This window comes from Ensifer sp. 2TAB8 (genome assembly GCF_052115125.1).
Lineage (GTDB): Bacteria > Pseudomonadota > Alphaproteobacteria > Rhizobiales > Rhizobiaceae > Ensifer.
Genome location: NZ_JBFRGB010000022.1, coordinates 64,837 through 87,073 on the forward strand (window position 1 = coordinate 64,837; position 22,237 = coordinate 87,073).

20 protein-coding genes and 1 tRNA gene are annotated in these 22,237 nt (G+C 61.4%); 13 read left to right on the forward strand and 8 right to left on the reverse strand.

What is annotated here, in order from left to right:
• Nucleotides 1–64 precede the first annotated feature (64 nt).
• A complete protein-coding gene (locus AB4Z53_RS27280) occupies nt 65–709 on the forward strand; it encodes a biotin biosynthesis protein BioC (RefSeq protein ID WP_441598734.1) in 645 nt (214 codons plus the stop codon).
• A 219-nt stretch (nt 710–928) separates the two neighbouring features.
• Nucleotides 929–2,491, forward strand: a complete 1,563-nt coding sequence (locus AB4Z53_RS27285; RefSeq protein WP_113537616.1) for a peptidoglycan DD-metalloendopeptidase family protein — start codon at nt 929–931, stop codon at nt 2,489–2,491.
• Between the two features lie 127 nt (nt 2,492–2,618).
• Here the strand turns inward: AB4Z53_RS27285 and AB4Z53_RS27290 are convergent, their stop codons facing one another.
• Nucleotides 2,619–3,488: an ATP-binding protein gene (locus AB4Z53_RS27290; protein WP_113537615.1), complete on the reverse strand. Its 870-nt coding sequence runs from the start codon at nt 3,486–3,488 to the stop codon at nt 2,619–2,621.
• A gap of 302 nt (nt 3,489–3,790) precedes the next feature.
• Here AB4Z53_RS27290 and yajC point away from each other — a divergent pair, with 302 nt between their 5' ends.
• The 5 genes from yajC (at nt 3,791) to AB4Z53_RS27315 (ending at nt 8,616) form a co-directional block, all read left to right on the forward strand.
• Nucleotides 3,791–4,126 carry a preprotein translocase subunit YajC gene (yajC, locus tag AB4Z53_RS27295; protein ID WP_113537614.1) on the forward strand — a complete coding sequence of 112 codons (336 nt, stop codon included), beginning with the start codon at nt 3,791–3,793 and terminating at the stop codon, nt 4,124–4,126.
• Nucleotides 4,127–4,173: 47 nt separating this feature from the next.
• On the forward strand, nt 4,174–6,744 hold the full coding sequence (gene secDF / locus AB4Z53_RS27300; RefSeq protein WP_441598735.1) for a protein translocase subunit SecDF: 2,571 nt from the start codon (nt 4,174–4,176) through the stop codon (nt 6,742–6,744).
• Nucleotide 6,745: 1 nt separating this feature from the next.
• Nucleotides 6,746–7,132 carry an Mth938-like domain-containing protein gene (locus AB4Z53_RS27305; protein WP_113537612.1) on the forward strand — a complete coding sequence of 129 codons (387 nt, stop codon included), beginning with the start codon at nt 6,746–6,748 and terminating at the stop codon, nt 7,130–7,132.
• A gap of 20 nt (nt 7,133–7,152) precedes the next feature.
• Entirely contained in the window at nt 7,153–7,995 is an 843-nt protein-coding gene (locus AB4Z53_RS27310) for a phytoene/squalene synthase family protein (protein ID WP_113537611.1), read from the forward strand.
• 153 nt (nt 7,996–8,148) lie between these two features.
• Nucleotides 8,149–8,616: a hypothetical protein gene (locus tag AB4Z53_RS27315; RefSeq protein ID WP_441598736.1), complete on the forward strand. Its 468-nt coding sequence runs from the start codon at nt 8,149–8,151 to the stop codon at nt 8,614–8,616.
• An 83-nt stretch (nt 8,617–8,699) separates the two neighbouring features.
• Here the strand turns inward: AB4Z53_RS27315 and trmFO are convergent, their stop codons facing one another.
• The 3 genes from trmFO to AB4Z53_RS27330 form a co-directional block, all read right to left on the reverse strand.
• A complete protein-coding gene (gene trmFO / locus AB4Z53_RS27320; RefSeq protein ID WP_441598737.1) occupies nt 8,700–10,118 on the reverse strand; it encodes a methylenetetrahydrofolate--tRNA-(uracil(54)-C(5))-methyltransferase (FADH(2)-oxidizing) TrmFO in 1,419 nt (472 codons plus the stop codon).
• Between the two features lie 101 nt (nt 10,119–10,219).
• Nucleotides 10,220–10,363, reverse strand: coding sequence for a DUF1127 domain-containing protein (locus tag AB4Z53_RS27325; RefSeq protein ID WP_065777919.1), 144 nt, complete (start codon nt 10,361–10,363; stop codon nt 10,220–10,222).
• A 422-nt stretch (nt 10,364–10,785) separates the two neighbouring features.
• Nucleotides 10,786–10,929: a DUF1127 domain-containing protein gene (locus AB4Z53_RS27330; RefSeq protein ID WP_113537608.1), complete on the reverse strand. Its 144-nt coding sequence runs from the start codon at nt 10,927–10,929 to the stop codon at nt 10,786–10,788.
• A 927-nt stretch (nt 10,930–11,856) separates the two neighbouring features.
• Between AB4Z53_RS27330 and AB4Z53_RS27335 the strand changes: the two genes are divergently transcribed.
• From AB4Z53_RS27335 to tig, 4 genes are all read left to right on the forward strand, one after another.
• On the forward strand, nt 11,857–12,966 hold the full coding sequence (locus AB4Z53_RS27335; protein ID WP_441598738.1) for a DUF2157 domain-containing protein: 1,110 nt from the start codon (nt 11,857–11,859) through the stop codon (nt 12,964–12,966).
• Nucleotides 12,963–13,547 carry a GDYXXLXY domain-containing protein gene (locus AB4Z53_RS27340; protein ID WP_441598739.1) on the forward strand — a complete coding sequence of 195 codons (585 nt, stop codon included), beginning with the start codon at nt 12,963–12,965 and terminating at the stop codon, nt 13,545–13,547. The genes AB4Z53_RS27335 and AB4Z53_RS27340 overlap by 4 nt, the downstream gene beginning before the upstream one ends.
• Nucleotides 13,548–13,728: 181 nt before the next feature.
• Nucleotides 13,729–13,813 (forward strand) — tRNA-Leu (locus tag AB4Z53_RS27345).
• 179 nt (nt 13,814–13,992) lie between these two features.
• Nucleotides 13,993–15,471 (forward strand): trigger factor, encoded by a 1,479-nt coding sequence (tig, locus tag AB4Z53_RS27350; protein WP_441598740.1) that lies wholly within the window; start codon nt 13,993–13,995, stop codon nt 15,469–15,471.
• Nucleotides 15,472–15,576: 105 nt separating this feature from the next.
• Here tig and AB4Z53_RS27355 read toward each other — a convergent pair whose 3' ends face one another.
• Together AB4Z53_RS27355 and sthA are read right to left on the reverse strand one after the other, a co-directional pair.
• On the reverse strand, nt 15,577–16,380 hold the full coding sequence (locus tag AB4Z53_RS27355; protein WP_113537762.1) for an endonuclease/exonuclease/phosphatase family protein: 804 nt from the start codon (nt 16,378–16,380) through the stop codon (nt 15,577–15,579).
• 215 nt (nt 16,381–16,595) lie between these two features.
• The gene (sthA, locus tag AB4Z53_RS27360; protein WP_291156114.1) at nt 16,596–18,011 is read right to left on the reverse strand and encodes a Si-specific NAD(P)(+) transhydrogenase; all 1,416 of its coding nucleotides are present in this window, start codon (nt 18,009–18,011) and stop codon (nt 16,596–16,598) included.
• Between the two features lie 202 nt (nt 18,012–18,213).
• Here sthA and AB4Z53_RS27365 point away from each other — a divergent pair, with 202 nt between their 5' ends.
• The gene (locus tag AB4Z53_RS27365; RefSeq protein ID WP_441598741.1) at nt 18,214–19,257 is read left to right on the forward strand and encodes a magnesium and cobalt transport protein CorA; all 1,044 of its coding nucleotides are present in this window, start codon (nt 18,214–18,216) and stop codon (nt 19,255–19,257) included.
• Nucleotides 19,258–19,306: 49 nt separating this feature from the next.
• On the forward strand, nt 19,307–20,482 hold the full coding sequence (locus AB4Z53_RS27370) for a zinc-binding metallopeptidase family protein (RefSeq protein WP_441598742.1): 1,176 nt from the start codon (nt 19,307–19,309) through the stop codon (nt 20,480–20,482).
• Between the two features lie 122 nt (nt 20,483–20,604).
• Here the strand turns inward: AB4Z53_RS27370 and radC are convergent, their stop codons facing one another.
• Nucleotides 20,605–21,393, reverse strand: coding sequence for a RadC family protein (gene radC, locus AB4Z53_RS27375; RefSeq protein WP_441598743.1), 789 nt, complete (start codon nt 21,391–21,393; stop codon nt 20,605–20,607).
• A complete protein-coding gene (gene map, locus AB4Z53_RS27380) occupies nt 21,390–22,229 on the reverse strand; it encodes a type I methionyl aminopeptidase (protein WP_441598744.1) in 840 nt (279 codons plus the stop codon). Before map ends, radC begins: the two co-directional genes overlap by 4 nt.
• Between the last annotated feature and the right edge of the window lie 8 nt (nt 22,230–22,237).

The window sequence follows — 22,237 nt, forward strand, 5'->3', positions numbered from 1 at the left end:
CGAGTCGTCGCTCTTGCACGACCAGGGTGTTGCTGCCGGATCGTGAGATAGACGGAGACGGCAAATGCAGATCGCGAACAGGCTGACGGCCGCAGCATCGGGCGACGGGCTGAATAATCTTGCAGGGCGCAGCGCCGGGCAGACGAATTCTCCAAGCAAGGACGAGCAGGCCGCACAGGCGCTCGCAGCGAGCTTCTTCGATCCCACTCCGCGCATCTCCCTTTCCGCCGACGCATTGCTTTATCTCAGCCAGACGAAGAAGGCTTCGGACGGGCAGCCGCAGCTCAGCCGAGACGAGTGGAACAATCGCCTGTCTCCTCAGCTGGCATTGCGTGAATATCAGGCCTTCGGCAAGTTTCTCGATGCCGGGGATCACCAGGCCTATTACAAGAACTTCATCGACTATTACGACAGCCTCCGCCCGGAAGATCAGGACAGCTTGCGCTATTTTGGCACGCGCGAGGCTGCCGTCGCCGCTCTGCGGTCGCTTGAATATGAACAGGCGAGCGGTGCCGACGGTGAGGCTACATTCCAGACGCTGGTGAGCGTGCTGCTCGAAGAAGACAAGACCGCCCAGTCTGAAGCGCCGGCCCGGCCTGAGGGGCGTTCGATCTTCGCCTGGGACCTGACGAGCATCAGCTATGAAGATGAGCCGACGGAACGGCGTTCCGTTTCTGAAATCGAGCGCCTCTATTCTGAACTGAGCTAGGATTTCGCCATCGTCGCACCCGGGCTTCCGCACTCTCAATGCCTTGCGCCAAGCCCGCAGCAAGCCCCACCAGATCGACCGCGCCATCACATGGCGAGCCGGGTCTATGGTTAGCGTTTCGTCAAATTAGTCCTTTGGTGGTGCTGACCTTAACCGGGCGGTAACTCTAATAAGCTTTAATCATCCCACATCGAGTTGCGTTCGGAGTGGGTAAGCGTCATGCGTCAGTTTGTATCTCCCGGGGTTGGAAAGTCCACGATCCGCCTGTGCGTGGCGGTTCTGCTAGCAAGCGCCGCAACGGGCTGCAGTTCGGACGCCAGCCGATTTGACGGCCTGTTCTCCCGGTCGGACAATATTACCACAAGCTCAATTCCGCGCGATGCAACGCCGGTTCCGCGCGGCGATGTAGCCGTAGGCCAGATGGCGTCGACGTCTCCTGCGGATTCGCGCAGCGGCGCGCTCGGTCAGCCCTATCCGACTGCTGCAAGCGCGCAGGGTGGCTATGATCCGGTGAACACCGCTTCTACTCCGGTATCCACAGCCCGTGGTGCATCGACACCGATCTCCGTTCAGCGCACGACCTTGGCTGATCCGAGCGCGACCACGCGACAGAGTCCTGAAGCGCAGCCGTTCCCTGCTGCTCGCCAGCAGGCGGCCGTAGCGACGCGCCAGACGCTTCCCGCGGCCGTCAACGAGACCGCAAGCAAGAGCGGCTGGACGACGCAGAATGCCCCGACGATCATGGTTCGCCCCGGCGACAATGTCGCAGTTCTCTCCAAGCGCTTCGGTGTTCCCGAGAAGGAAATTCTGAAGGCGAACGGGCTGCAGACCGCGGCGCAGGTTGAAACCGGTCAGCGTCTGGTCATCCCTACCTTTGGTTCCGTCGGTAGCCCGGCGAAGGCAGCAGCCACCAACTCGATCGCTGGCCTCGATGGCAATAAGCGTCAGCCTTCGCCGCTGCCGAACGACCAGCGCGACGTCGCCATCCTGCCGGGTTCCGCCCAATCCCGCGAAAAGAACGCTGGCAAGACCGACGTCGTTGCCGGCAAGCCCGCGACGAACGGTGAAGGCAATGGCGGCGGCACCTATACCGTCAAGGCTGGCGACTCGCTCAATCGCATCGCCAAGACCACGGGTGTGTCTGTCGCAGCCCTCAAGCAGGCAAACGGCCTGAGCGCAGAATCGATCCGCGTCGGCCAGACGCTGCAGCTGCCGGGCGCAGGCGGCGCGGCACTGGACCAGGTCAAGACGGCATCTGTTCCGAGCAAGAAGACCGAGCAGCCGCAGGTCGCTTCGCTCGAAAAGAACAAGCCGGCAGAATACCAGCCGCCGGCCGCCAAGCAGAGCGTCACCGATGTTGCTGCGCTCAAGACGGATGTCGATGAAGACTCACCGAAGTCGACCGGGATCAGCAAGTACCGTTGGCCGGTACGTGGCGCGGTGGTCGCCGGTTACGGCGCCAACGTCGACGGCAACCGCAATGACGGCATCAACATCTCCGTGCCCGAGGGCACGCCGATCAAGGCGGCCGAAAACGGCGTCGTCATCTACTCGGGCAGCAGCCTGAAGGAATTGGGTAACGCTGTCCTGGTCCGCCACGACGACGGCACGGTCACGGTCTACGGCAACGCTTCCGAACTCAAGGTTCAGCGCGGCCAGAAGGTTCAGCGTGGCCAGACGCTTGCGGCTTCCGGCATGACCGGTCGCGCCAGCCAGCCGCAGGTGCACTTCGAGGTGCGCAAGAACGCTACCGCCGTAAACCCGGCGACCTTCCTCGAATAGCCCCGGGCCATTCGCCTGGTCGAGGCTCGATCGAGGAATTGCGAGAATCAAAAACCGCCTGCCGAACCCGGCAGGCGGTTTTTTGTCTGTAGTCGAGCAGGTATGGCGCGCGATCCGATCGCTGGAGTTATGCCTCCAGCCGATGGCGCATGCGTCCGGCGAGATCCTGGATGAACTGCCAGGCGACGCGGCCGGACCTTGCGCCACGGGTGGTTGCCCATTCGAGCGCTTCGGCATGCAAGGTCTCTGCGTCGACGGCAAAGCCGTAGTGCTTGGCATAGCCGTCGATCATGGCAAGGTAGTCTTCCTGGCTGCACTTGTGGAAGCCGAGCCACAGCCCGAAGCGGTCGGACAAGGAGACCTTCTCCTCGACGGCCTCGGATGGGTTGATGGCGGTCGACTGTTCGTTTTCCATCATGTGCCGCGGCAACAGGTGGCGTCGGTTCGATGTMGCATAGAGCAGCACGTTCGACGGACGCCCTTCGACGCCACCGTCGAGCACGGCCTTCAGCGACTTGTAGGACGTGTCGTCATGATCGAAGGACAGGTCGTCGCAGAAGACGATCACCGGCACCGGCGCGGTCTTGAGGATGTCCATCAGGGCGGGCAGGGTTGCGATATCCTCGCGATGCACCTCGACGAGCTTGACCGCGACGCCCGTATCGCGAGCGACCTGGGCATGTACCGATTTCACCAGCGAAGACTTGCCCATGCCACGCGCACCCCAGAGGAGCACGTTGTTGGCGGGAAAGCCCTCGGCAAAGCGCAATGTGTTGTCGAGCAGAATGTCGCGGACGTGATCGACGCCGGTGATCAGCGACAGTTCGATGCGATTGGGCCTGGCGACCGGTTGCAGATGATGCGTGGCGGGAGCCCACACGAAGCATTCGGCGGCGTCCCAATCATTGCTCGCTGCGGCCGGTCCGGCCATGCGCTCGATCGCCGCGGAAAGCTTCTGCATTTCCTTGATCAGAACGTCGATCTTTGCTTCCGGCATCTGTCTGTCTCCAACAACTGAATCAATCATTTGGTCACGCCACAGCAAATATGGGGCGCCTCTAACGGCGCGCGATTGCCGCGCAATTGCGACGCTACCGTTAACAGACACCCGGTAGCACGCAGGTTTGCGCTGGAAAAGGCCGCAGAGCCTTGCACGGGGGGTTCTCCTCTTGTCCAAATTGTGTCAGAGGCACAGGAACGGGTAAGGGTGCCGCCGCTTTGCAGAGTGGCCGGGCGCCCCTATATTCCGGCCGATTTGGTGCGGAGGAACCGCCGATATTTGAACTCAAGGAGTGATCGATGTTCATTACCGAAGCTTTTGCGCAGACAGCCGGTGCCCCTTCCACTGGCGGCGCGGACATCCTTATGTCCATCCTGCCGTTCCTGCTGATTTTTGTTGTCATGTATTTCCTCATCATCCGTCCGCAGCGCGCCCAGATGAAGCGCCGCGAGGAGCTGTTGAAGAACATCCGTCGCGGTGATCAGGTGGTGACCGGCGGTGGCATCGTCGGCAAGGTCACGAAGGTCGTCGATGACAATGAACTCGAAGTCGAAATCGCTGATGGCGTTAAGATCCGCGTCGTTCGCAGCGGCGTATCTGAAGTTCGCGTCAAGGGCGAACCTGTGAAAGAATAAGGGACGCGAACAGTCACCATCCGACGAACAACTGGAGCGTTTGAGGCATGCGCAGATTCCCGCCGTTGAAACGTATCCTCGTCTGGTTGGTGGCTCTCGCCGGCATCGCCTTTGCCTTGCCGAATGTTCTGAGCCGTGATGAGGCAGCGGGTCTTCCGTCCTGGATGCCTCATCGCCAGGTAGCGCTCGGCCTTGATCTCCAGGGGGGCTCGCACTTCATGCTGCGGGCCGCACGCAGCGACATCGTCGCCGAGAGGCTCGAGGCGGTCGCCGGCGAAGTCGGCAAGTCCCTGCGCGATGTCGATATCGCCTATATCGGCCTTGCCGGCGAAGGCCAGTCGATTTCGTTCCGCGTTCGGGACCGGGCGCAACTCCCCACCGCGCGCGACAAGCTGAAGACGCTGACGGCGCCGGTTGAAATCGGCGGGTTCGGCAGAGGCGCGGTCTCGGAAGTCGTTTTCGACAGCGCCGACGAAGATGAGCTCGTCCGGCTGCGGCTGACCGACGAAGGCATCGACTACCGGCTGTCGTTGGCCCTGGCTCAGTCTATCGACGTAGTGCGGCGTCGTGTTGCTGAAGTTGGCGTCCTGGAGCCACTCATACAGCGCCGCGGCGAAGATCGCCTGATCGTCCAGGTCCCGGGGCTCGACGACCCGCAGCGACTGAAGGACTTGTTGAGCCAGAGCGCTCATCTGACCTTCAGATTGCTCGATACGGCCGTTCCGGTACAGCAGGCCGTCGAGGGACAGGCGCCGGTGGGCGCAGAAGTCCTCTATTCCTATGACGATCCGCCGGTGCCCTATCTCGTCCAGAAGGAGCCGCTGCTGGGTACGGCGAGTTTCCTCGCCGCGCAGCCTGAGGCAGATCCGTCCGCTGACACGGCATCGGTGGTGGTGAAGCTCGATGCGGCCTCGCAGCAGCGCGTTGCCGCCGTCACGGCGCAGCAGCCGGAGGCCAAGGTTGCGATTATCCTTGACGGTCAGGTTGCCGCGACACCGAAACTTTCCGACACGGTCAAGGGCGACACGGCGCGCATTTCTGCTGAGCTTCCGGCCGATTCGGCTGCGGATCTCGCTGCTCTCATCAGAACCGGCCCTCTGCCGACGCAACTGACCTTCGTTGAGGAGCGGACGGTCGGCCCCGGCGTCGGTGTCGATGCGATTACCGATGGGCTCAAGGCCGGCCTCGTCGCGGCAATTGCCGTCGCTGCCTCGATGATCTTCTTCTATGGCGTTTTCGGTGTCTTTGCCGTCATTGCACTCGCTCTGAACATCGTCTTGATCCTTGCGGTGCTTTCCGTTTCGGGCGCGACACTGACACTCCCGGGGATCGCCGGCATCATCCTGACGATCGGTGTCGCGGTCGACTCGAACGTGCTGATCTACGAGCGCCTGCGTGAGGAGGTTCGGGGGGGCGAGCCGTTGCGCCGCACGATCAACAACGCATTCTCCCGCGTCTTCAGCAGCATCTTCGACGCCAACCTGACGATGCTGATCGCCAGCGCCATCCTCTTCTATCTCGGTTCCGGTCCCGTGCGCGGTTTCGCCGTTACCCTTGCGATCGGCAGCGTCACGACGCTTTTCACCGCCTATACGGTAACCCGTCTGATCGTGAAACGTTGGCTTCGGCAGTGGAGATCCGAACGGCTGCCGAAGGGCATCCGAACCGGTCGCTTCAGCAATCTCGACATCCGCTTCATGCGGATCCGCAATCCGGTATTCATCCTGATGGCCGCCTTGTCGGCAGCCTCGGTGTTGCTGCTTGCGGGGATCGGGCTCAATCTGGGTGTGGATTTCAAGGGCGGTTCGATCATCGAGCTGCATTCCAAGGGCGGTCCGGTCGACGTTGCCGACCTTCGCACCCGTCTCGACGAGTTGAACTTCGGCGAGGTCCAGGTGCAACAACTGGGATCGGGCGAAGACGTGCTCGTTCGCGTGCCGTCGCAAGAGGCGGGCGACAATGCCGAGCAGACCGCCGCCGGCGTCATCAGGACCGAGCTTGCCGACGAATACGAATTCCGCCGCGTCGAAGTGGTTGGCCCCGTTGTTTCGGGCGAGCTGACACGCGCCGGAACGATGGGGCTCGCAATCTCCTTCGTGGCGATCCTGCTTTATGTCTGGCTGCGTTTCGAATGGCGCTTCGCCGTCGGTGCGATCATCGCGACTGTGCACGACGTGCTGTTGACGGTCGGCTTCCTGGTACTGACCGGCATCGAGTTCAATCTCGGCAGCATTGCCGCCGTTCTCACCATCGTCGGCTACTCGCTGAACGACACGGTTGTCATCTACGACCGCATTCGCGAGAATCTAGGCCGATACAGGCGCATGCCGCTTTCGGTATTGATTGATACGTCGATCAACCAGACGCTCTCGCGGACGATCCTGACGGCGCTCACGACGATCCTGGCGCTTGCTGCGCTCTATCTCTTCGGCGGCGGCCTCATTCGTTCGTTCAGCGTCACCATGCTGTTCGGTGTCGTCGTCGGGACGATCTCCTCCATCTATATCGCCGGCCCGATCCTCATCCTCTTCAGGAAGCGGACCGACCACATTCCGGGGGACGAAAACACGTCCGGCGCGGATGCGGATGCTGCCGGCGCGGCAAAGGGTACTGTTTGAAATGCCCAAGGGTATTGAAATCCGCGAAGCGCATTTTCCGGGGCGCGCACCGATCGATGCCTATGGCAACGGCGGCTTTCGCTTCGCGGACATGTCGCATCGTGGATCGATCCTGATGCTGCCCTCGGGCGTCTATGCGTGGGACGTCTCCGAGGGAGATCCCCTGGCGGTCGAGAAGTTCTACCGGGTTATCGATGAGGCGAAGGACATTGAAGTGCTGCTGGTCGGCACAGGCAAGGACATTCGCCCGCTGCCCGCGGATCTGAAGGCCGCGCTCCGTGCCGTCAACGTGTCCTCGGATCCGATGAGCACCGGGGCTGCGGTTCGTACCTACAATGTGATGCTGGCCGAATCGCGTGCAGTGGCCGTCGCGCTGATCGCCGTCTGATCGGGGTCCGGGGAAAAGACGTGCAAGACATTTCCGCTCAGATCCTGGCCGACCTCAGGGATACGGACCGCGACCGCTATCTCGCCTGCCTGCTTGCGCCCGCCGACAAGCAGCGATCGCTCGCAGCACTCTATGCCTTTAACGCGGAGATCGCGCGTATCCGCGATCTCGTGCATGAGCCGATCCCAGGTGAAATCCGCATGCAGTGGTGGCGCGATCTCATCGGCAACGAGGCTGCCTCCGGCGAGGGGCACCCGCTTGCTGAAGCGCTGCTGCAGTGCATTCGCGAGCACAGACTGCCGGTCGCGGTGCTGCAGAACATGATCGACGCCCGGATTTTCGATCTCTATGACGACCCCATGGAAGACCGCTCGGCGCTCGAGGGCTATGCCGGCGAGACCGCCTCAGCGCTGATCCAGCTCTCGTCACTGGTGCTGGACCCGCAGAATGCCGCAAGATCGGCAGAGGCCGCCGGCCACGCCGGCGTCGCGCAGACTGTCGCGGGCCTCCTTATGCTGTTGCCGCTGCATCTCAGGCGCGGTCAGGTCTATCTACCGGCGGAACTGCTGCGTGCCACAGGGCTTGACCGCGAAACACTCGTCGCCGGCGAAGACAGCGACGGAATCGGCCGGGCGATCAGGGCCTTCGCCGGGTTCGGACGGGATCATCTGACCAAGGCACGGGCTCAGTTGCCGACGATCTCGCCGTCGAATTTCCCCGCATTCGTGCCTCTGGCTTTGGCCGAGCCCATCTTCGACCGCGCAGAGACTGTTGGTGCCGGACTCTTGAAGGCGCCGCTCCGCCCGGCACAATGGCGCCGGCAATGGTGGATGTGGCGTGCAGCTCGGCGTCGTCGCTTCTAGGGCGGCGAGGCAACTGGCCGGAGAGGACAAGCTGCCCCTGAGATCCAAGGCGCTCGCGTCGGCGCGTCCGACGCGACGACAAATTGGCACAAGCCTCGTGGCGTATAGAAGCGGTTTATCGGCGTCATGCCGAGCGAAGGGGAGCGCCCGCGGATGCTTTGGTTGTTACTCATTGCCGTCGTTGTTCTGGCCGGCGCATTCTACATCTGGATGAATGCCCGCGCCGAGCGGGATTGGGACAATCCCGATGCCGGCTCCGCGATGGTCGAATTCGGGCGCGCTTTTCCGGATGAGGCAATCCGCGCGCTGCATTCCACCGCAGATCGGAAGGCGATCTTTCTGCGGCTGCACGACGGCAAGGCGGGCTTCATCCAGTCGCATGGCACGCATTATGTCTGCCACGTGATCCAGCCTGGAAAAGTCAGGGTGAACAGTTCGGAGACCGGCCGTGGACTGATCGTGCATTTCCCGGATTTTGCCTATCTGGACAACGCATTCGAGTTTCAGAACGCAGGCGAGGCGGCCGAGGTTTCTCTGTGGCTGCTCGGCAGCTTCAACCCGAAATCGGAATTCACGCAGCCCGATACGGGCTCGCCGCATACGGCCCAGGCGAGCGAATAACGGTTTAGCAGTCCGGTTAAAAGAAAACGGCCCGCCGGTATCGCCAGCGGGCCGTTCGTCGTTCTGATCTCTGGTTCGCCCTCTCAGGCGGACTTGCCGAGCCATGCGGCGCAATCGGCGAGCGCGCGCGACGCCGTTGCCTGCTTCTTCGCAGCGGCCTTCTCCTTGCCACGGAAGCGCTTGGCGCCCTCCGGCTTGGTGATCGCTCCCGGATCAAGTGGCGGGAACAGGCCGAAATTCACGTTCATCGGTTGGAACGAACGTTTCCCCGGCTCATCGTCGGAGACGATGTGACCGCCGGTGATGTGGTTGAGCAGGGCGCCGAAGGCCGTGGTCGCCGGCGGCACAGCCAAAGTCTCACCCTTGCGTTCGGCAGCGGCGAAGCGGCCGGCAAGAAGGCCGATGCTGGCGCTTTCGACATAGCCTTCGCAGCCGGTGATCTGTCCGGCAAAGCGCAGGCTCGGCCGTGACTTCAGCGCCAGCGTGCCGTCGAGCAGCGTGGGCGAGTTGATGTAGGTGTTACGATGCAAACCGCCGAGGCGGGCGAACTCGGCGTTCTCCAGGCCGGGGATCATCCGGAAGACTTCGGCCTGGGCGCCGTACTTCAGCTTGGTCTGGAAACCGACCATGTTGTAGAGCGTGCCGAGCGCATTGTCCTGGCGCAGCTGAACGACGGCATAGGGCTTGACCGTGGGGTTGTGGGCGTTGGTCAGGCCCATCGGCTTCATCGGTCCGTGGCGCAGCGTCTCGCGGCCGCGCTCCGCCATCACCTCGATCGGCAGGCAGCCGTCGAAATAGGGCGTGCCTTCCCATTCCTTGAAGCCCGTCTTGTCGCCGGCGATGAGCGCGTCGACAAAGGCGTTGTATTGCTCCTCGGTCATCGGGCAGTTGATGTAGTCCTTGCCGGTGCCGCCGGGGCCGACCTTGTCGTAGCGGGACTGGTACCAGCAGACGTCCATGTCGATCGTCTCGGTGTAGACGATCGGTGCGATGGCATCGAAGAAGGCCAACGCATCGGCCCCGGTTTCCGTGCGGATCGCCTCGGCGAGACCGGGCGCCGTCAGCGGGCCGGTCGCAATGACGGCGAGATCCCATTCGCTCGGTGGCAGGCCCGTGATTTCTTCGCGTACGACCGTGATCAGCGGATGGGCAGCGATCGCCGCGGTGACCGCGTCGGAAAATCCGTCTCGGTCGACCGCAAGCGCACCGCCGGCCGGCACCTGGTTGGCGTCGGCCGATTTCATGATCAGCGAGCCGGCCAGGCGCATTTCCGCATGCAGCACGCCGACCGCATTGCTGGTTGCGTCATCCGAGCGGAACGAGTTGGAACAGACGAGTTCGGCAAGGCCGTCGGTCTTGTGCGCATCGGTGCCGCGAACGCCACGCATCTCGTGCAGGATGACCGGAACTCCAGCCTGGGCGATCTGCCAGGCGGCCTCCGATCCGGCAAGGCCACCGCCGATGACGTGAATGGGGGAGTGGGAAGAAGTGTCTTTGCTCATGGCCGGCTTCCTATCACGCCTCGGCCTTTCGTTCCAACGTCTATAAACGAAAACGGCGCCCCGAAGGGCGCCGTTTTGGAAGTCAGTTCGAACCGTCGAGATTAACGGAAGGAACGAGCCGCAATGTTGCGGATGTCGTAGCGGGTGATGCCGATGTCGGTGAGAGCGTGGTTCGACAGGTTGCCGAGCTCGCTGACGGTGCGGCGGTAGTTGATCCAGCTTTTTGCGATACGAATCGGGTTCATGGTCTTTTCCTCAAAATCAGTTTGTCGCGACAGCCATCTGTCTGCGTCGTTGAGGTTCTTATACGCTTGTCTAATTAGAAGGTGGAGTGCAAAGAAAATGCWGCTGCTATGCATTTGTGCAGTGCATCGCCACATAGATGGGCACCGATGCAAAAGTTGGCATCAATTAATGATTGATTAAAATGCCGACTGCCTTGCACTAACGTATTGTCTTTAAACGGTATACTTAAACCAGAATACGGGTGGTCGAAGGTGCGCTATGGACGTGGCTCTCGCAGCTTGGGCCGATGATGCTGGCCAAGCGTAAGCTGGCGTCTCGCAAGTGCGAAGGCGCGTTCGGGTTTGCCGCCGGCCGGGCAAAAGAAAACGCCCCCCGGAGTGAACCGGAGGGCGCTGACGGTTAGGTCGGTCTGCAGCCTGAATTACTTGACTGCCTGACGAGCAACGTAAGGGATGTCGCCGCGGCCGATGCCGAGGTCGCTCAGCTCACGGTCGCTCATGCGGCCGAGTTCGTTGCAGGTCTGACGATACTTGCGCCAATTGTTGAAAGAACGTGCGAGGTTCATGATCCTATCCTTTCTAGGGTCGTGTGCCAGCGCTCATCTCTCTTGCTGGCCGTCATCTGATGCTCTGAAATATAATCGTTCTGAGCAGAAGTTACAGAGACAATGCTGCATCGCACCCATGCAGGGTATGCAAGCCTCTGTGCGACGGTACCCTCGCGCATGGCGTCGAAACGCATGGCGCAATCGGGTGGCGGTGGCTGGAGTTGTTGCCCAAAATCCAGGGCCGGAAAACAAACAACGCCCGCTGGGGGAGGAGATCCAGCGAGCGTCGCTTTGTTCTGATCGGCAACCGGGAGGAGGAGTGTCGCCGATCCAAATCGAGGGGCGCTGGGAGGAGGAGTGCGCCGCCCCGATCGATGAGTTGAAGATAGTATGGAGCTGGCCTGAGGTGTAGAGCCGATCCAGAATGGCACCTATGCACTGCGCGCATAGCGTTGCGCGAATACGGCGGTCGCGTGCACGAATAATGTGCAAATGCGCGATGGCGGCAGCTAACACGTGGGAGGAGGGGCTGAAAACAATAACGCCCGCTGGGGGAGGAGGTCCAGCGAGCGTCATTTGAAGTGATTGGCAACTGGGAGGAGGAGTGTTGCCAATCTGATCGGAGGAGCGCTGGGAGGAGGAGTGCGCTCGACCGAATTCCATCGGGCCTTTCTCAGCAAGCTGAGGCGGTTGGCCGTTTCCGCTGGCGACCGTCGGGCTTCATGCCTTCGTTCGCCTTTGATGTTTTGAATATAGGAGCTTTAAATCGATTTGTGCAGTGCAATATCCGCATGGAAGATATGCGCCTTGCGCAAGCCGTTCATCAGTCCCAATCGGCGCAGGCCTCAGTCGCGAGAGAGCGATTGTATTTCCGCGTCGATACGTGGTTAGTTGGTGATGCAACCGGATCAATTCAAGCATCGGATTCTGAAGGCTGAGGGCAGGATGTACCGCGCACGTCTCGAGCGAGACTTCAAGCACTGGATCGACAAGGGGCTGCTGCAGGAGAACGCGGCACGCGCCATGCTTGCCGAGTATGACGGGCGCGAGTCGACATTCCGGGCGGGGCGCGTGCTACTCATGCTGGCGGCCCTTCTGCTATCCGCGTCGATCCTGCTGCTCGTAGCGGCGAACTGGGAGGAGTTGCCGCGCCTCGCGCGGGTTGCAGGCATCGTCGCCCTGGTCTGGGGCTTCCATTTTGCTGCCGCCTGGCTGCTCCAGAGCGGGCGGACGGCATTTGCAGCCGCAGCGCTGGTTCTGGGGGCGGCCGCCTTTGGCGGCGGTATCGCGCTCATCGGGCAGATGTATCACCTGTCGGGCGATGCAGCCGACGCGGCCCTGCTTTGGTTCGTCGGTGCCTGCGTTTCGGCACTCGCGTTCCGCTCCGCGGCAATGTCCGCGACCGCCGGCGGGCTCGCCTGGTTCTATTTCGGCACCATGTTGACGGAAAATGATTTCAGCACGGAGTTCGACTGGCGCTTGTGGTCGGTGCCGGTGCTTGCCGTGATTGTCGTTCTCCTGGTCCGCTTCACGAATGCGGGCAGGGCCAGGCATCTGGCATATCTGCTCGTCCTTTCCTGGCTCGGCTGGCTTTATCTGGATAGTCCGTCACTTGCTTTTGCGGTCGGCCTCGCGATCCTCGGCCTTGCGGCCTTTCTGGTGGCGACGCTCCCAGGATCGCCCCTGCGCCAGCTTGCGATCGATGCGGGGTCGGCGCCTGCATTCTACTCCTTCGCGCTCGCCCTGCTTGGCTTCACCGGGCTTCAATATGAGGCTGTCGGGCTGACGACGGAGGTTGCGACCGGAACAGGCACCTTGCTGGTGGCGCTTCTGGGCATAGCGCTTGCCGGTGCGCAGAACGGCGCAGTCCGTTATCTCGGCTATATCGCCTTTGCAGGCGAACTCCTCTATCTCGCATTCGAGACCCTGGGGTCGATGCTTGGCACCTCGGGCTTCTTCCTGATTTCGGGCCTTGTCGTGGCGTGCATTGCATGGCTGGTCATCCGCATCGAGGGGCATATGGCCCGCACGCGTCAGGCGGAGGCTTCGCGATGACAGGCGGGACGTCGCGTAAACGTTGGCTAAACCCGCTGCTCGCCGCGCTGCTTGTCGCCGTCGCACAGACGGCGGCCCTTGGCTACATGATCGAGAGCAGGGCTTCGATCCTCAGAAACGGGCGGGACGTCCTTCTGAAGACCGTACCCGTCGATCCGCGCGACCTGCTCAGGGGCGACTACGTGATTCTGAGCTACGATATTTCCAGGTTGCAGCCGGAACTGTTCAAAGGGGCGCTGCCAACGCAATCGGGCGAGGTGGTGCTTTATGTCCGGCTGGAGAAGCAGTCCGACGGTTTCTGGGCGGCAACGGAAGCGTCGTTTCAGCCGCTGCCGCTGATCGGCGACAGCGTTGTACTCCGTTCGCTGCCGTTCTCTTACTATCCGTCGGCGTCGCTGCCCTTGACTGTGGACTACGGCATCGAGCGTTTCTACGTGCCGGAGGGCGAGGGACGCACGCTGGAGGAGGCACGAAATGCCGAGGCGCTTTCCGTCAACATCCGCGTTGATGGCAAGGGCAGGGCGCAGATCCGTGAGATCGCGGTCAATGGAAGCCCTGTCTATGAAGAGCCCCTGTATTGAGGTTCCGTGAGGCGCTGCGATCCGTCGTCGAATTCCGCATTTTCCCTTTGATCCCGCGAAAACGAGTGATATAGAGACGCCGCGCTCGGGAAAGCCCTGAACTTTCAGCATGCCCATTCTATCCGCGGTTTCCGTTGGTTGGTCTTGCGGGAATACGAACAGGCGGTGCGATTGTCTGAACGCGGGTATGGTGAAATTGGTAGACACGCCAGATTTAGGTTCTGGTGCCGAAAGGCGTGGGAGTTCAAGTCTCTCTACCCGCACCAGATCAGCGATCGCGCCCAAAGTCCGGATTCTGCAAGGATGAAGGGGGCTGGAGTGCCATTTTGCTTGCAAAACGGTTACGGAATTGCGTAAAGCCACTCCCGGCAAATGGATCGGCTCACGTGCTCGCCAGACCTTTCGAAGGGGAAGAGCACAGTCAACGTGAAATGAAGGTTTGAACATGCAGGTTATCGAAACGCTCGCTCAAGGGCTGAAGCGCGAACTCAAGGTCGTTATCCCGGCCAAGGACATGGAAGCTCGTATGAACGAGCGCCTGGCCGAAGTGAAGGACCGTGTGAAGATCAACGGCTTCCGTCCGGGCAAGGTGCCGGCCGCGCATCTGAAGAAGATCTACGGCAAGTCGATCATGGCTGATCTCGTCAACGAGATCGTCCGCGACAAGCCGACCGAGATTCTTTCGGGCCGTGGCGAAAAGTCGGCGACCCAGCCGGAAATCGCGATGACCGAGGACGAGGCCGAAGCCGACAAGATCCTCAACGCTGAAGCCGATCTCGAGTTCACCGTAGCCTACGAAATCATCCCGGCGATCGAACTCAAGGACGTCAGCGGCATCAAGGTGACCCGCGAAGTCGTCGAGATCGCTGAAGACGAAGTCACCGAGCAGATCCTGAAGATCGCCGAAAGCGCCCGTAGCTACGAATCGAAGAAGGGCAAGGCCGCCAACGGCGACCGCGTCACCATCGATTACCTTGGCAAGGTCGACGGCGTGGCCTTCGACGGCGGCAAGGACGAAGACGCTGAGCTGGTTCTCGGTTCCAACCGCTTCATCCCGGGCTTTGAAGAGCAGCTGGTCGGTCTCAAGGCTGGCGACGAGAAGGTCATCACCGTTACCTTCCCGGCTGAATACCCGGCTGCAAACCTTGCCGGCAAGGAAGCGACCTTCGACATCACCGTCAAGGACGTCGCCGGCGCCCAGGACATCGAAATCAACGACGAACTGGCCACCAAGCTCGGCCTCGAATCGGCTGACAAGCTGAAGGAAATCGTCCGCGGCCAGATCGAAAGCCAGTACGGCAACCTGACCCGTCAGAAGGTCAAGCGTCAGATCCTCGACCAGCTCGACGAACTCTACCAGTTCGAAACGCCGGAACGCCTCGTCGAAGCCGAATTCGAAAACATCTGGCGCCAGATCAACACCGACCTGCAGCAGGCCGGCAAGACCTTCGCTGACGAAGAAACCACCGAAGAAGAAGCCCGCGCCGAGTACCGCAAGCTCGCTGAGCGCCGCGTCCGCCTCGGTCTCGTTCTCTCGGAAATCGGCGAAAAGGCCGGCGTTCAGGTCAGCGACGACGAACTGCAGCGTTCGCTGTTCGAACAACTGCGCCAGTTCCCGGGCCAGGAAAAGCAGATCCTCGACTACTTCAAGAACACCCCCGGCGCCGCTGCATCRCTGCGCGCTCCGCTGTTCGAAGAAAAGGTCGTCGACCACCTGCTCGGCGAAATCTCGGTAACCGACAAGACGGTGTCCAAGGAAGAGCTGACGGCTGACGACGAAGAAGGCGAAGGCAAGGCTGCCAAGAAGGCTCCGGCCAAGAAGAAGGCCGCTGCCAAGGCTGAAGCCGCCGAAGGCGAAGAAGCCGCCGCTCCGAAGAAGAAGGCTCCGGCCAAGAAGAAGGCCGCTGACGACAGCGCCGAGTAATCGGACCGAAGCCTTAGGAATCGAGAAGCCCTGCCGCTTGCGGCAGGGCTTTTTCATTTGTGGGGCGTTGATGAAGTTGCCGTCTCTGCCGCGCGTTGAGATCGGCTAGGCGATCTCGAGCAGCAGCGCGCGATGGTCGGATACTTCCGGCTCAGTGACGACATCGAAGCGGGCGACGTCAACCGCCGCATTTGCCAGCATATAGTCGGCAAAACGGCCGCTCTTCAGATAGTGCGACGTCCGGGTATCCGTGTGGCCGCGAGAAACCACGAGGTCGGTCAACCCGAACTCGGCAAGTGCCTTGAAGGTCACGCTGTCCGGGAGGACGTTGAAGTCACCGCAGACGACAAGGCGCTCTTTGCCCGGCCAGACTTTACCGATGAGGTTCACCAGCGCGTCTGCTTGCGCGTTTCGCGCCGGCGTGTCGCCTTTTCCGGAGACTTCTCTAAGGCCGTGCATTTGGGCGATGGTGATTGCCGCGCCGGCATCATGGTCGAACAGTCGGATACAATGCGCATTGCGCGCGCGCGGATGTGGGCCCCATCCCTCTGACGAGAAGCTGCCATGGACGAAGTCGAGCGCCTGGCCGATAACGGAATTCGTTCGCCGGACAAAGGTCGCAAGTCCAAATTCCGAGGCCACGGGCCTGTCGCCATCCAGGAGCGTGCCGCGCGCAGTCGGACAGAAGAAGCCGTCATGCCCCGGAAGTGCCGCCGCGATCTCGTCGAAGAGATTTGCCCGTTGCGGCAGCTCGACATCCGCATCGCGATAGATCAGCCACTCGGCTTCGGTCATCGGCGAGCGCGCGATCTCCTGCAGGCACAGAACATCGGCGTCGACCTCCGCGAGATACTTCATCAACGGCGAATGGAGCTTGCCGCCCCAGGCATTGAGCGAAAGAATGCGCATGTCGTTCATGTCTCTCTATCAGGAGCGGCAAAGCTACCCGATTCGCTGGTCTTGTGGGCACGCGCGCAATCTTTGCGCGTCCGCTTGAAAGGCTGGCACGGAGACTTCTGAAAGTGACGGGGCGGATCGCTCTCGGCAACTCACCTGTCGGACCGACCAATGCGGCGACCACCGTTGTCAACGTCTGATGAACGCTCAGATATGTTGCTCCCGACTTACGTTCTCGGCAATTCCTGCTTGATTTCGCCCATGCGGTTCCAAGCGTCGAGGCCGGCGATCTTGTAGGCCTCGGCAAGCGTCGGGTAGTTGAAGGTGTTCTCGACGAAATATTCAACTGTGCCCTTGAGGTTCAACACGGCCTGGCCGATGTGAACCAGTTCGGTCGCGCCTTCGCCGATGATGTGCACACCGAGCAGGCGCCGGGTCTTCATCGAAAAGATCATCTTCAACAGGCCGGAATCGAGCCCCATGATGTGACCGCGCGAAGTCTCGCGAAAACGGGCGATGCCGCATTCATAGGGAATGCCGCGTTCCTTGACCTCTTCTTCCGACAGGCCGCAGGTGGAGATTTCCGGAACGGCATAGATGCCGTAGGGGAAATACTTCTGCGGTTCCATGGCGATCGCGCCGACCGCAACGCGTGCGGCGATGCGGCCCTGTTCCATGGAGGTCGAGGCAAGGCTCGGGAAGCCGACCACGTCGCCGGCGGCGTAAATGTTCGGTACCGAAGTCTGGAATGTCTCCGGATTGACCTTGAGGCGTCCGCGGCTGTCTGCCTCGAGCCCGGCTGCCGGCAGGTTGAGCGTATCGGTCGCGCCCATGCGGCCTGCGGCGAAGAGCACCATGTCGGTTACGATCTTGCGACCGTTGTCGAGCGTCAGCAGCACCTTACCATCGTCGAGCCGTTCCACCGTCTCGGCCTTCTGCCCGAGGTGCAGCTTCATGTTGCGGTCGCGCAGTTGGTAGGTGAAGTCCTCGACGATCTCCTTGTCGATGAAATCGAGCATCGTCGTCTTGGGATCGATCACCGTTACGTGCGTGTCGAGCGCGCTAAAGATCGTCGCATATTCGATGCCGACGACCCCGGCGCCAATGACCACGAGCGAGCGCGGCAGCGCGGCGATATCGAGCAGTTCGTCACTGTCGAGCACGGTCTTGCCGTCGAAGGGCATGTAGTCCGGGCGGAAGGGTTTGGTCCCGACGGCAAGCATGATGCTGGTGGCGGAGACGAGCAGGGTCTCGCCGTCGTCCTTGACGACCTCGAGCGTGGTCGGATCAACGAACCTCGCCTTGCCGCGCATCTGCTGCACGCGGTTGCGGGCAAACTGATGCTCGAGAACCTCGACCTCGTGATTGAGGGTGATGATCAGGCGTTGCCTCAGATCGTCGGCGCTGATCTCCTGTTTGACGCGGTAAGCGCGCCCGTAGAAGCCGCGCTCGCGCCAGCCGGAAAGGTTGAGTGCCGTCTCACGCAAGGTCTTGGAAGGAATGGTGCCCGTGTGAACGGAGACGCCACCGACGCGTTTGCCCTGTTCGATGACGAGGACCTTCTTGCCGAGTTTGGCAGCCTGGATGGCGCCGCGGCGACCTGCCGGCCCGCTTCCGACGACGATGAGATCGAACTGGTTCATGGGCATTTCCGTTTGAAGGGAAGAATCGTTGTGCATTGCGAAATCTCTCGCTCGCAGGGTTCTATACCGTCAAAGCCACGGTTTGATGAAGTGGTTTTCATAGCCGAAGCAACCGGATGAGAATATAAGGGAATGTGCGTATGCTTGGCTTCGTTACGACATGCCGAGCCCATCGGTGTCGTATTTGCCTGGGAGGCTGACGATGGGATTGGAGCTTACGAACAGAGCCGTGCCACAGCCCGACGAGGAGGGCCTCGCTGCACCGCCAGAGCATCGGCCGGGTGTGGTTGCCGCGGCAGTCTACGAGAACGGCGTGAGGGTTCGCGATATCCGCATCGAAGATGCCGGTATGTGGCGGTCGCGACCGGGCACGGTGATCTGGATCGGCCTGCATGAGCCTGATGCGGATCTGCTCCATCAGGTTCAACGGGAGTTCGACCTGCACGATCTGGCGATCGAGGATGCCTGCAAGGCGCATCAGCGGCCGAAACTCGAGATCTATGGCGACTCCATCTTCGTCGTGRCACGCACCGCCCACATGGTCGGCGACGAAATCGCCTTCGGCGAGACTCATCTCTTCGTCGGGCGAGGCTATGTCGTCTCCGTCAGGCACGGCGCGTCGACATCTTACATGGCGGTTCGCCAGCGCTGTGAATCGTCGCCGGCCGCTCTCGCCCACGGCGAAAACTACATTCTCTATTCGATCCTGGATTTCATCGTCGACAACTACATGCCAGTCATCGAGGCGATCCACGAAGAGGTCGAGGAGCTCGAAGATCGCCTGTTGCGGGAACGCCTGCTCAAGCGCGATATCGAACGTCTCTATCTGCTCCGCCGCAATCTCCTGCGACTGCGCAATGCGGTCGTGCCTCTGGTCGACGTCTGTCGTCGGCACGAACATGTCGATCTTCCGGGCATGGATGCCGCGCTGCAGCCGCTCTTCCGCGACGTTACGGACCATGTGCGCCGTGTCCAGGAGGATATCGATGCCCTGCGTGAGGTTCTTGCTTTCACCTTTGAGGCGAGCCTGATGATCGGGCAGTCCGAACAGACGGAGATTTCACGAAAGCTCGCGTCCTGGGCGGCGATCCTGGCGGTGCCGACGGCGATCGCCGGCATTTACGGCATGAATTTCGATGATATGCCGGAATTGAAGTTCCGCTACGGTTACTTCATCGTACTGGCTGTGATCATCGGACTATGCGGCACGCTCTACCGCTTCTTCCGCCGGGCGAAATGGCTTTAGGCCGGAGCGGCCCGGCCGACATTGCCAATTCCCGAATTCGGAGGATGTGGTGGCAAGCCTTCTGGAAACGCTTGGTGACCTGATCGGTACGAACTGGAAGCACCGCGACGTGGCCAAGCGGTACTCGCGCACCTTTGTGTGCCGCTGCGGCAGTCCCGTCTTCTTCGGCAACATGTTTTGTAACAGCTGCCAGGCGCCGCTTGGATACCTGCCCGGTGAAGATGCGCTGGTGCCGCTTGAGCCCGGCCCGCAGCCGGACACTTGGGAAGCGAGTGGCGGGCGGCCGTTGCTGAAGTATTGCAGCAACCGTGACACTGCCGCGCAGTGCAACTGGATCCAGACGGCCAGCGAACCGGAGGAACTTTGCATCGCCTGCAGGCTGAACCGGACAATTCCGAACCTCGATTGCGAGGACAATGCCCGCTACTGGGGGCTGCTTGAGGTGGCGAAGCGGCGGCTCGTGTCGCAATTGCTGGCGCTCGGCCTGCCTGTAAAATCCAAACTCGACGCGGACGACAGAGACGGTCTGATGTTCGATTTTCTGCGTTCGCCGGAGAACGGACCGCGCGTGCTGACTGGGCACGCCGATGGTTTGATTACGGTCAACATCGAGGAGGCGGATTCGGTCCAGCGGGAGAAGATGCGGCTCGAACTGCATGAGCCCTATCGCACGCTCCTGGGGCATTTGCGACACGAAGTCGGCCACTACTATTGGGATCGGCTCGTTCTGCGCGGCCCTTGGCTGCAGCGCTTTCGCACCCTCTTCGGAGATGAGCGCGACGATTATGCCGCCGCGTTGAAGACGAACTATGAAAACGGTCCGCCTGCAGACTGGGCGGATCGATACATCAGCTCCTATGCTTCCACACATCCTTGGGAGGATTGGGCAGAAACCTGGGCGCACTATCTGCACATGATCGACAGCCTGGGAACTGCATTCGGATTTGGGCTCGATGCTGAGGATCTTGAGGCTGTCATCCAACCGTTCGAACGCGACGCATTGTATGCGCGCGACGATGCCAGCGCCGACGGCTTTCTTTCGCTGCTAAACTCCTGGGTCGAAATGACTATGGTGCTGAACGAACTGGCGCGTAGCATGGGCCAGCCAGACTTCTACCCGTTCGTGATGTCGAAACCCACAGTGGCCAAGCTGCAGTTCGTGCACATGGTTGTTGAGGACGCCCGCTCTGCAGCGACGGCGTCAGACGGGGATGGCCCATTCTAGATGTTGGCCCTTGCTATTGTGAGTTTCCAAGTTGGAACCACGCGCCCTCGCACCGTGTTCCTGAAGCAGGGACGCTAGATAGGCCCTTTCGTCATGGGAATGGGCTATGAGAACCCGAACGATCAGAACAGTCGCAGGCCCTTAAGGCTGACGTGGCCATCCTTGCCGATGATAATGTGATCGTGCACGGCAATGCCGAGCGGCTTGGCCGTCTCGACGATGAGCTTGGTCATGTCGATATCGGCGCGCGACGGGGTCGGATCGCCGGATGGATGGTTGTGGACGAGGATGATCGCGGTGGCGGAAAGTTCGAGTGCGCGTTTCACCACTTCACGCGGGTACACCGGCGTATGGTCGATCGTGCCCGTCTGCTGCACCTCATCGGCGATCAGCGTATTGCGCTTGTCGAGGAACAGGATCCGAAATTGTTCCTTGGTCTCGTAGGCCATTGCCGCATGGCAGTAGTCGATAACCGCGCTCCACGAGGACAGCAGCTGCTTTTCGCGAAGTCCGCTCTTCAGCGTGCGGTGACCGATCGTGGAAACCAACTTGAGGTCGAGAGCGACAGCCTCACCGATGCCATCCACCTCCTGCAACAGTGCGATCGGCGCGCCGAAAACACCGGCAAGCGTGCCAAAACGGCTGATGAGCGCCTTGGCAATCGGCTTGGTATCCTTGCGCGGGATCAGCCGGAACAGCAGCATTTCCAGGATTTCGTAGTCCGCCAGGGCAACGTCGCCGTGCTCGCGGTAGCGCGCCCGCAGCCGGTCGCGATGGCCGTGGTAATGTGCCTCGGGCGCCGGCGCCTTCCTGGCCGGCGGTCCTGCGTCCAATTGTAATTGTGGGAAAAACGTCCTTTCGTCCGCCGAGGGCGCTTCGTCGCCGTCAGGGGAGACAGGCCGCTTCTTCATGCGGCGCCGAGTGTGTTGACGCCGGGTTTGAAGAGACCAGCCGGCGACAGCGTGAAAATCTCGCACCCATCGGCGGTCACGCCAACCGTGTGCTCGTACTGTGCCGACAGCGACCGGTCGCGGGTAACGGCGGTCCAACCGTCTGAGAGCACCTTCACATGGGGGCGGCCGAGATTGATCATCGGCTCGATGGTGAAGATCATGCCCTCGCGCAGTTCGGGGCCTTCATTGGCACGGCCGTAATGCAGGATGTTCGGTGCGTCGTGGAAGAGCTTGCCGACGCCGTGGCCGCAGAAATCGCGGACCACCGAGCAGCGTTCCGCTTCGGCATAGGTCTGGATCGCCTCGCCGATGGCGCCGGTGCGCGCGCCCGGGCGGACGGCGGCAATGCCGCGCATCAGGCTTTCATGGGTGACATCGAGCAGCCGTTCGGCCGCGCGCTTGATCTCGCCGACCGGGTACATGCGGCTCGAATCGCCATGCCAGCCATCGACGACATAGGTGACGTCGATGTTGACGATGTCGCCTTCGCGCAGCGGCTTGTCGTTCGGAATTCCGTGACAGACGACGTGGTTGATCGAAGTGCAGGACGACTTCGTGTAACCGCGGTAATTCAGCGTCGCGGGCAGGGCGCCATTGTCCATGCCGAATTCGAACACGAAGCGGTCGATCTCGTCGGTCGTGATGCCGGGCTGAACGCGCGAAACGAGTTCGTCGAGGCAGCGCGCCGTCACCTGGCAGGCCTTGCGCATGCCCTCAAAACCTTCCGGTCCGTAGAGCCGGATAACGCCGGTGTTTTTGTAGGGGGCAGACCCTGCCTCGATGTAAGTCACCATTCCAAAGC

Coding starts and splice junctions, on each gene's coding strand:
- AB4Z53_RS27340 (WP_441598739.1), top strand. CDS start 12,963: ATGACAGGCGGGACGTCGCGTAAACGTTGGCTAAACCCGCTGCTCGCC.
- yajC (WP_113537614.1), top strand. CDS start 3,791: ATGTTCATTACCGAAGCTTTTGCGCAGACAGCCGGTGCCCCTTCCACT.
- AB4Z53_RS27285 (WP_113537616.1), top strand. CDS start 929: ATGCGTCAGTTTGTATCTCCCGGGGTTGGAAAGTCCACGATCCGCCTG.
- AB4Z53_RS27335 (WP_441598738.1), top strand. CDS start 11,857: ATGTACCGCGCACGTCTCGAGCGAGACTTCAAGCACTGGATCGACAAG.
- AB4Z53_RS27280 (WP_441598734.1), top strand. CDS start 65: ATGCAGATCGCGAACAGGCTGACGGCCGCAGCATCGGGCGACGGGCTG.
- AB4Z53_RS27305 (WP_113537612.1), top strand. CDS start 6,746: ATGCCCAAGGGTATTGAAATCCGCGAAGCGCATTTTCCGGGGCGCGCA.
- AB4Z53_RS27330 (WP_113537608.1), bottom strand. CDS start 10,929: ATGAACCTCGCACGTTCTTTCAACAATTGGCGCAAGTATCGTCAGACC.
- secDF (WP_441598735.1), top strand. CDS start 4,174: ATGCGCAGATTCCCGCCGTTGAAACGTATCCTCGTCTGGTTGGTGGCT.
- radC (WP_441598743.1), bottom strand. CDS start 21,393: ATGAAGAAGCGGCCTGTCTCCCCTGACGGCGACGAAGCGCCCTCGGCG.
- AB4Z53_RS27325 (WP_065777919.1), bottom strand. CDS start 10,363: ATGAACCCGATTCGTATCGCAAAAAGCTGGATCAACTACCGCCGCACC.
- AB4Z53_RS27315 (WP_441598736.1), top strand. CDS start 8,149: ATGCTTTGGTTGTTACTCATTGCCGTCGTTGTTCTGGCCGGCGCATTC.
- map (WP_441598744.1), bottom strand. CDS start 22,229: ATGGTGACTTACATCGAGGCAGGGTCTGCCCCCTACAAAAACACCGGC.
- sthA (WP_291156114.1), bottom strand. CDS start 18,011: ATGAACCAGTTCGATCTCATCGTCGTCGGAAGCGGGCCGGCAGGTCGC.
- AB4Z53_RS27355 (WP_113537762.1), bottom strand. CDS start 16,380: ATGCGCATTCTTTCGCTCAATGCCTGGGGCGGCAAGCTCCATTCGCCG.
- trmFO (WP_441598737.1), bottom strand. CDS start 10,118: ATGAGCAAAGACACTTCTTCCCACTCCCCCATTCACGTCATCGGCGGT.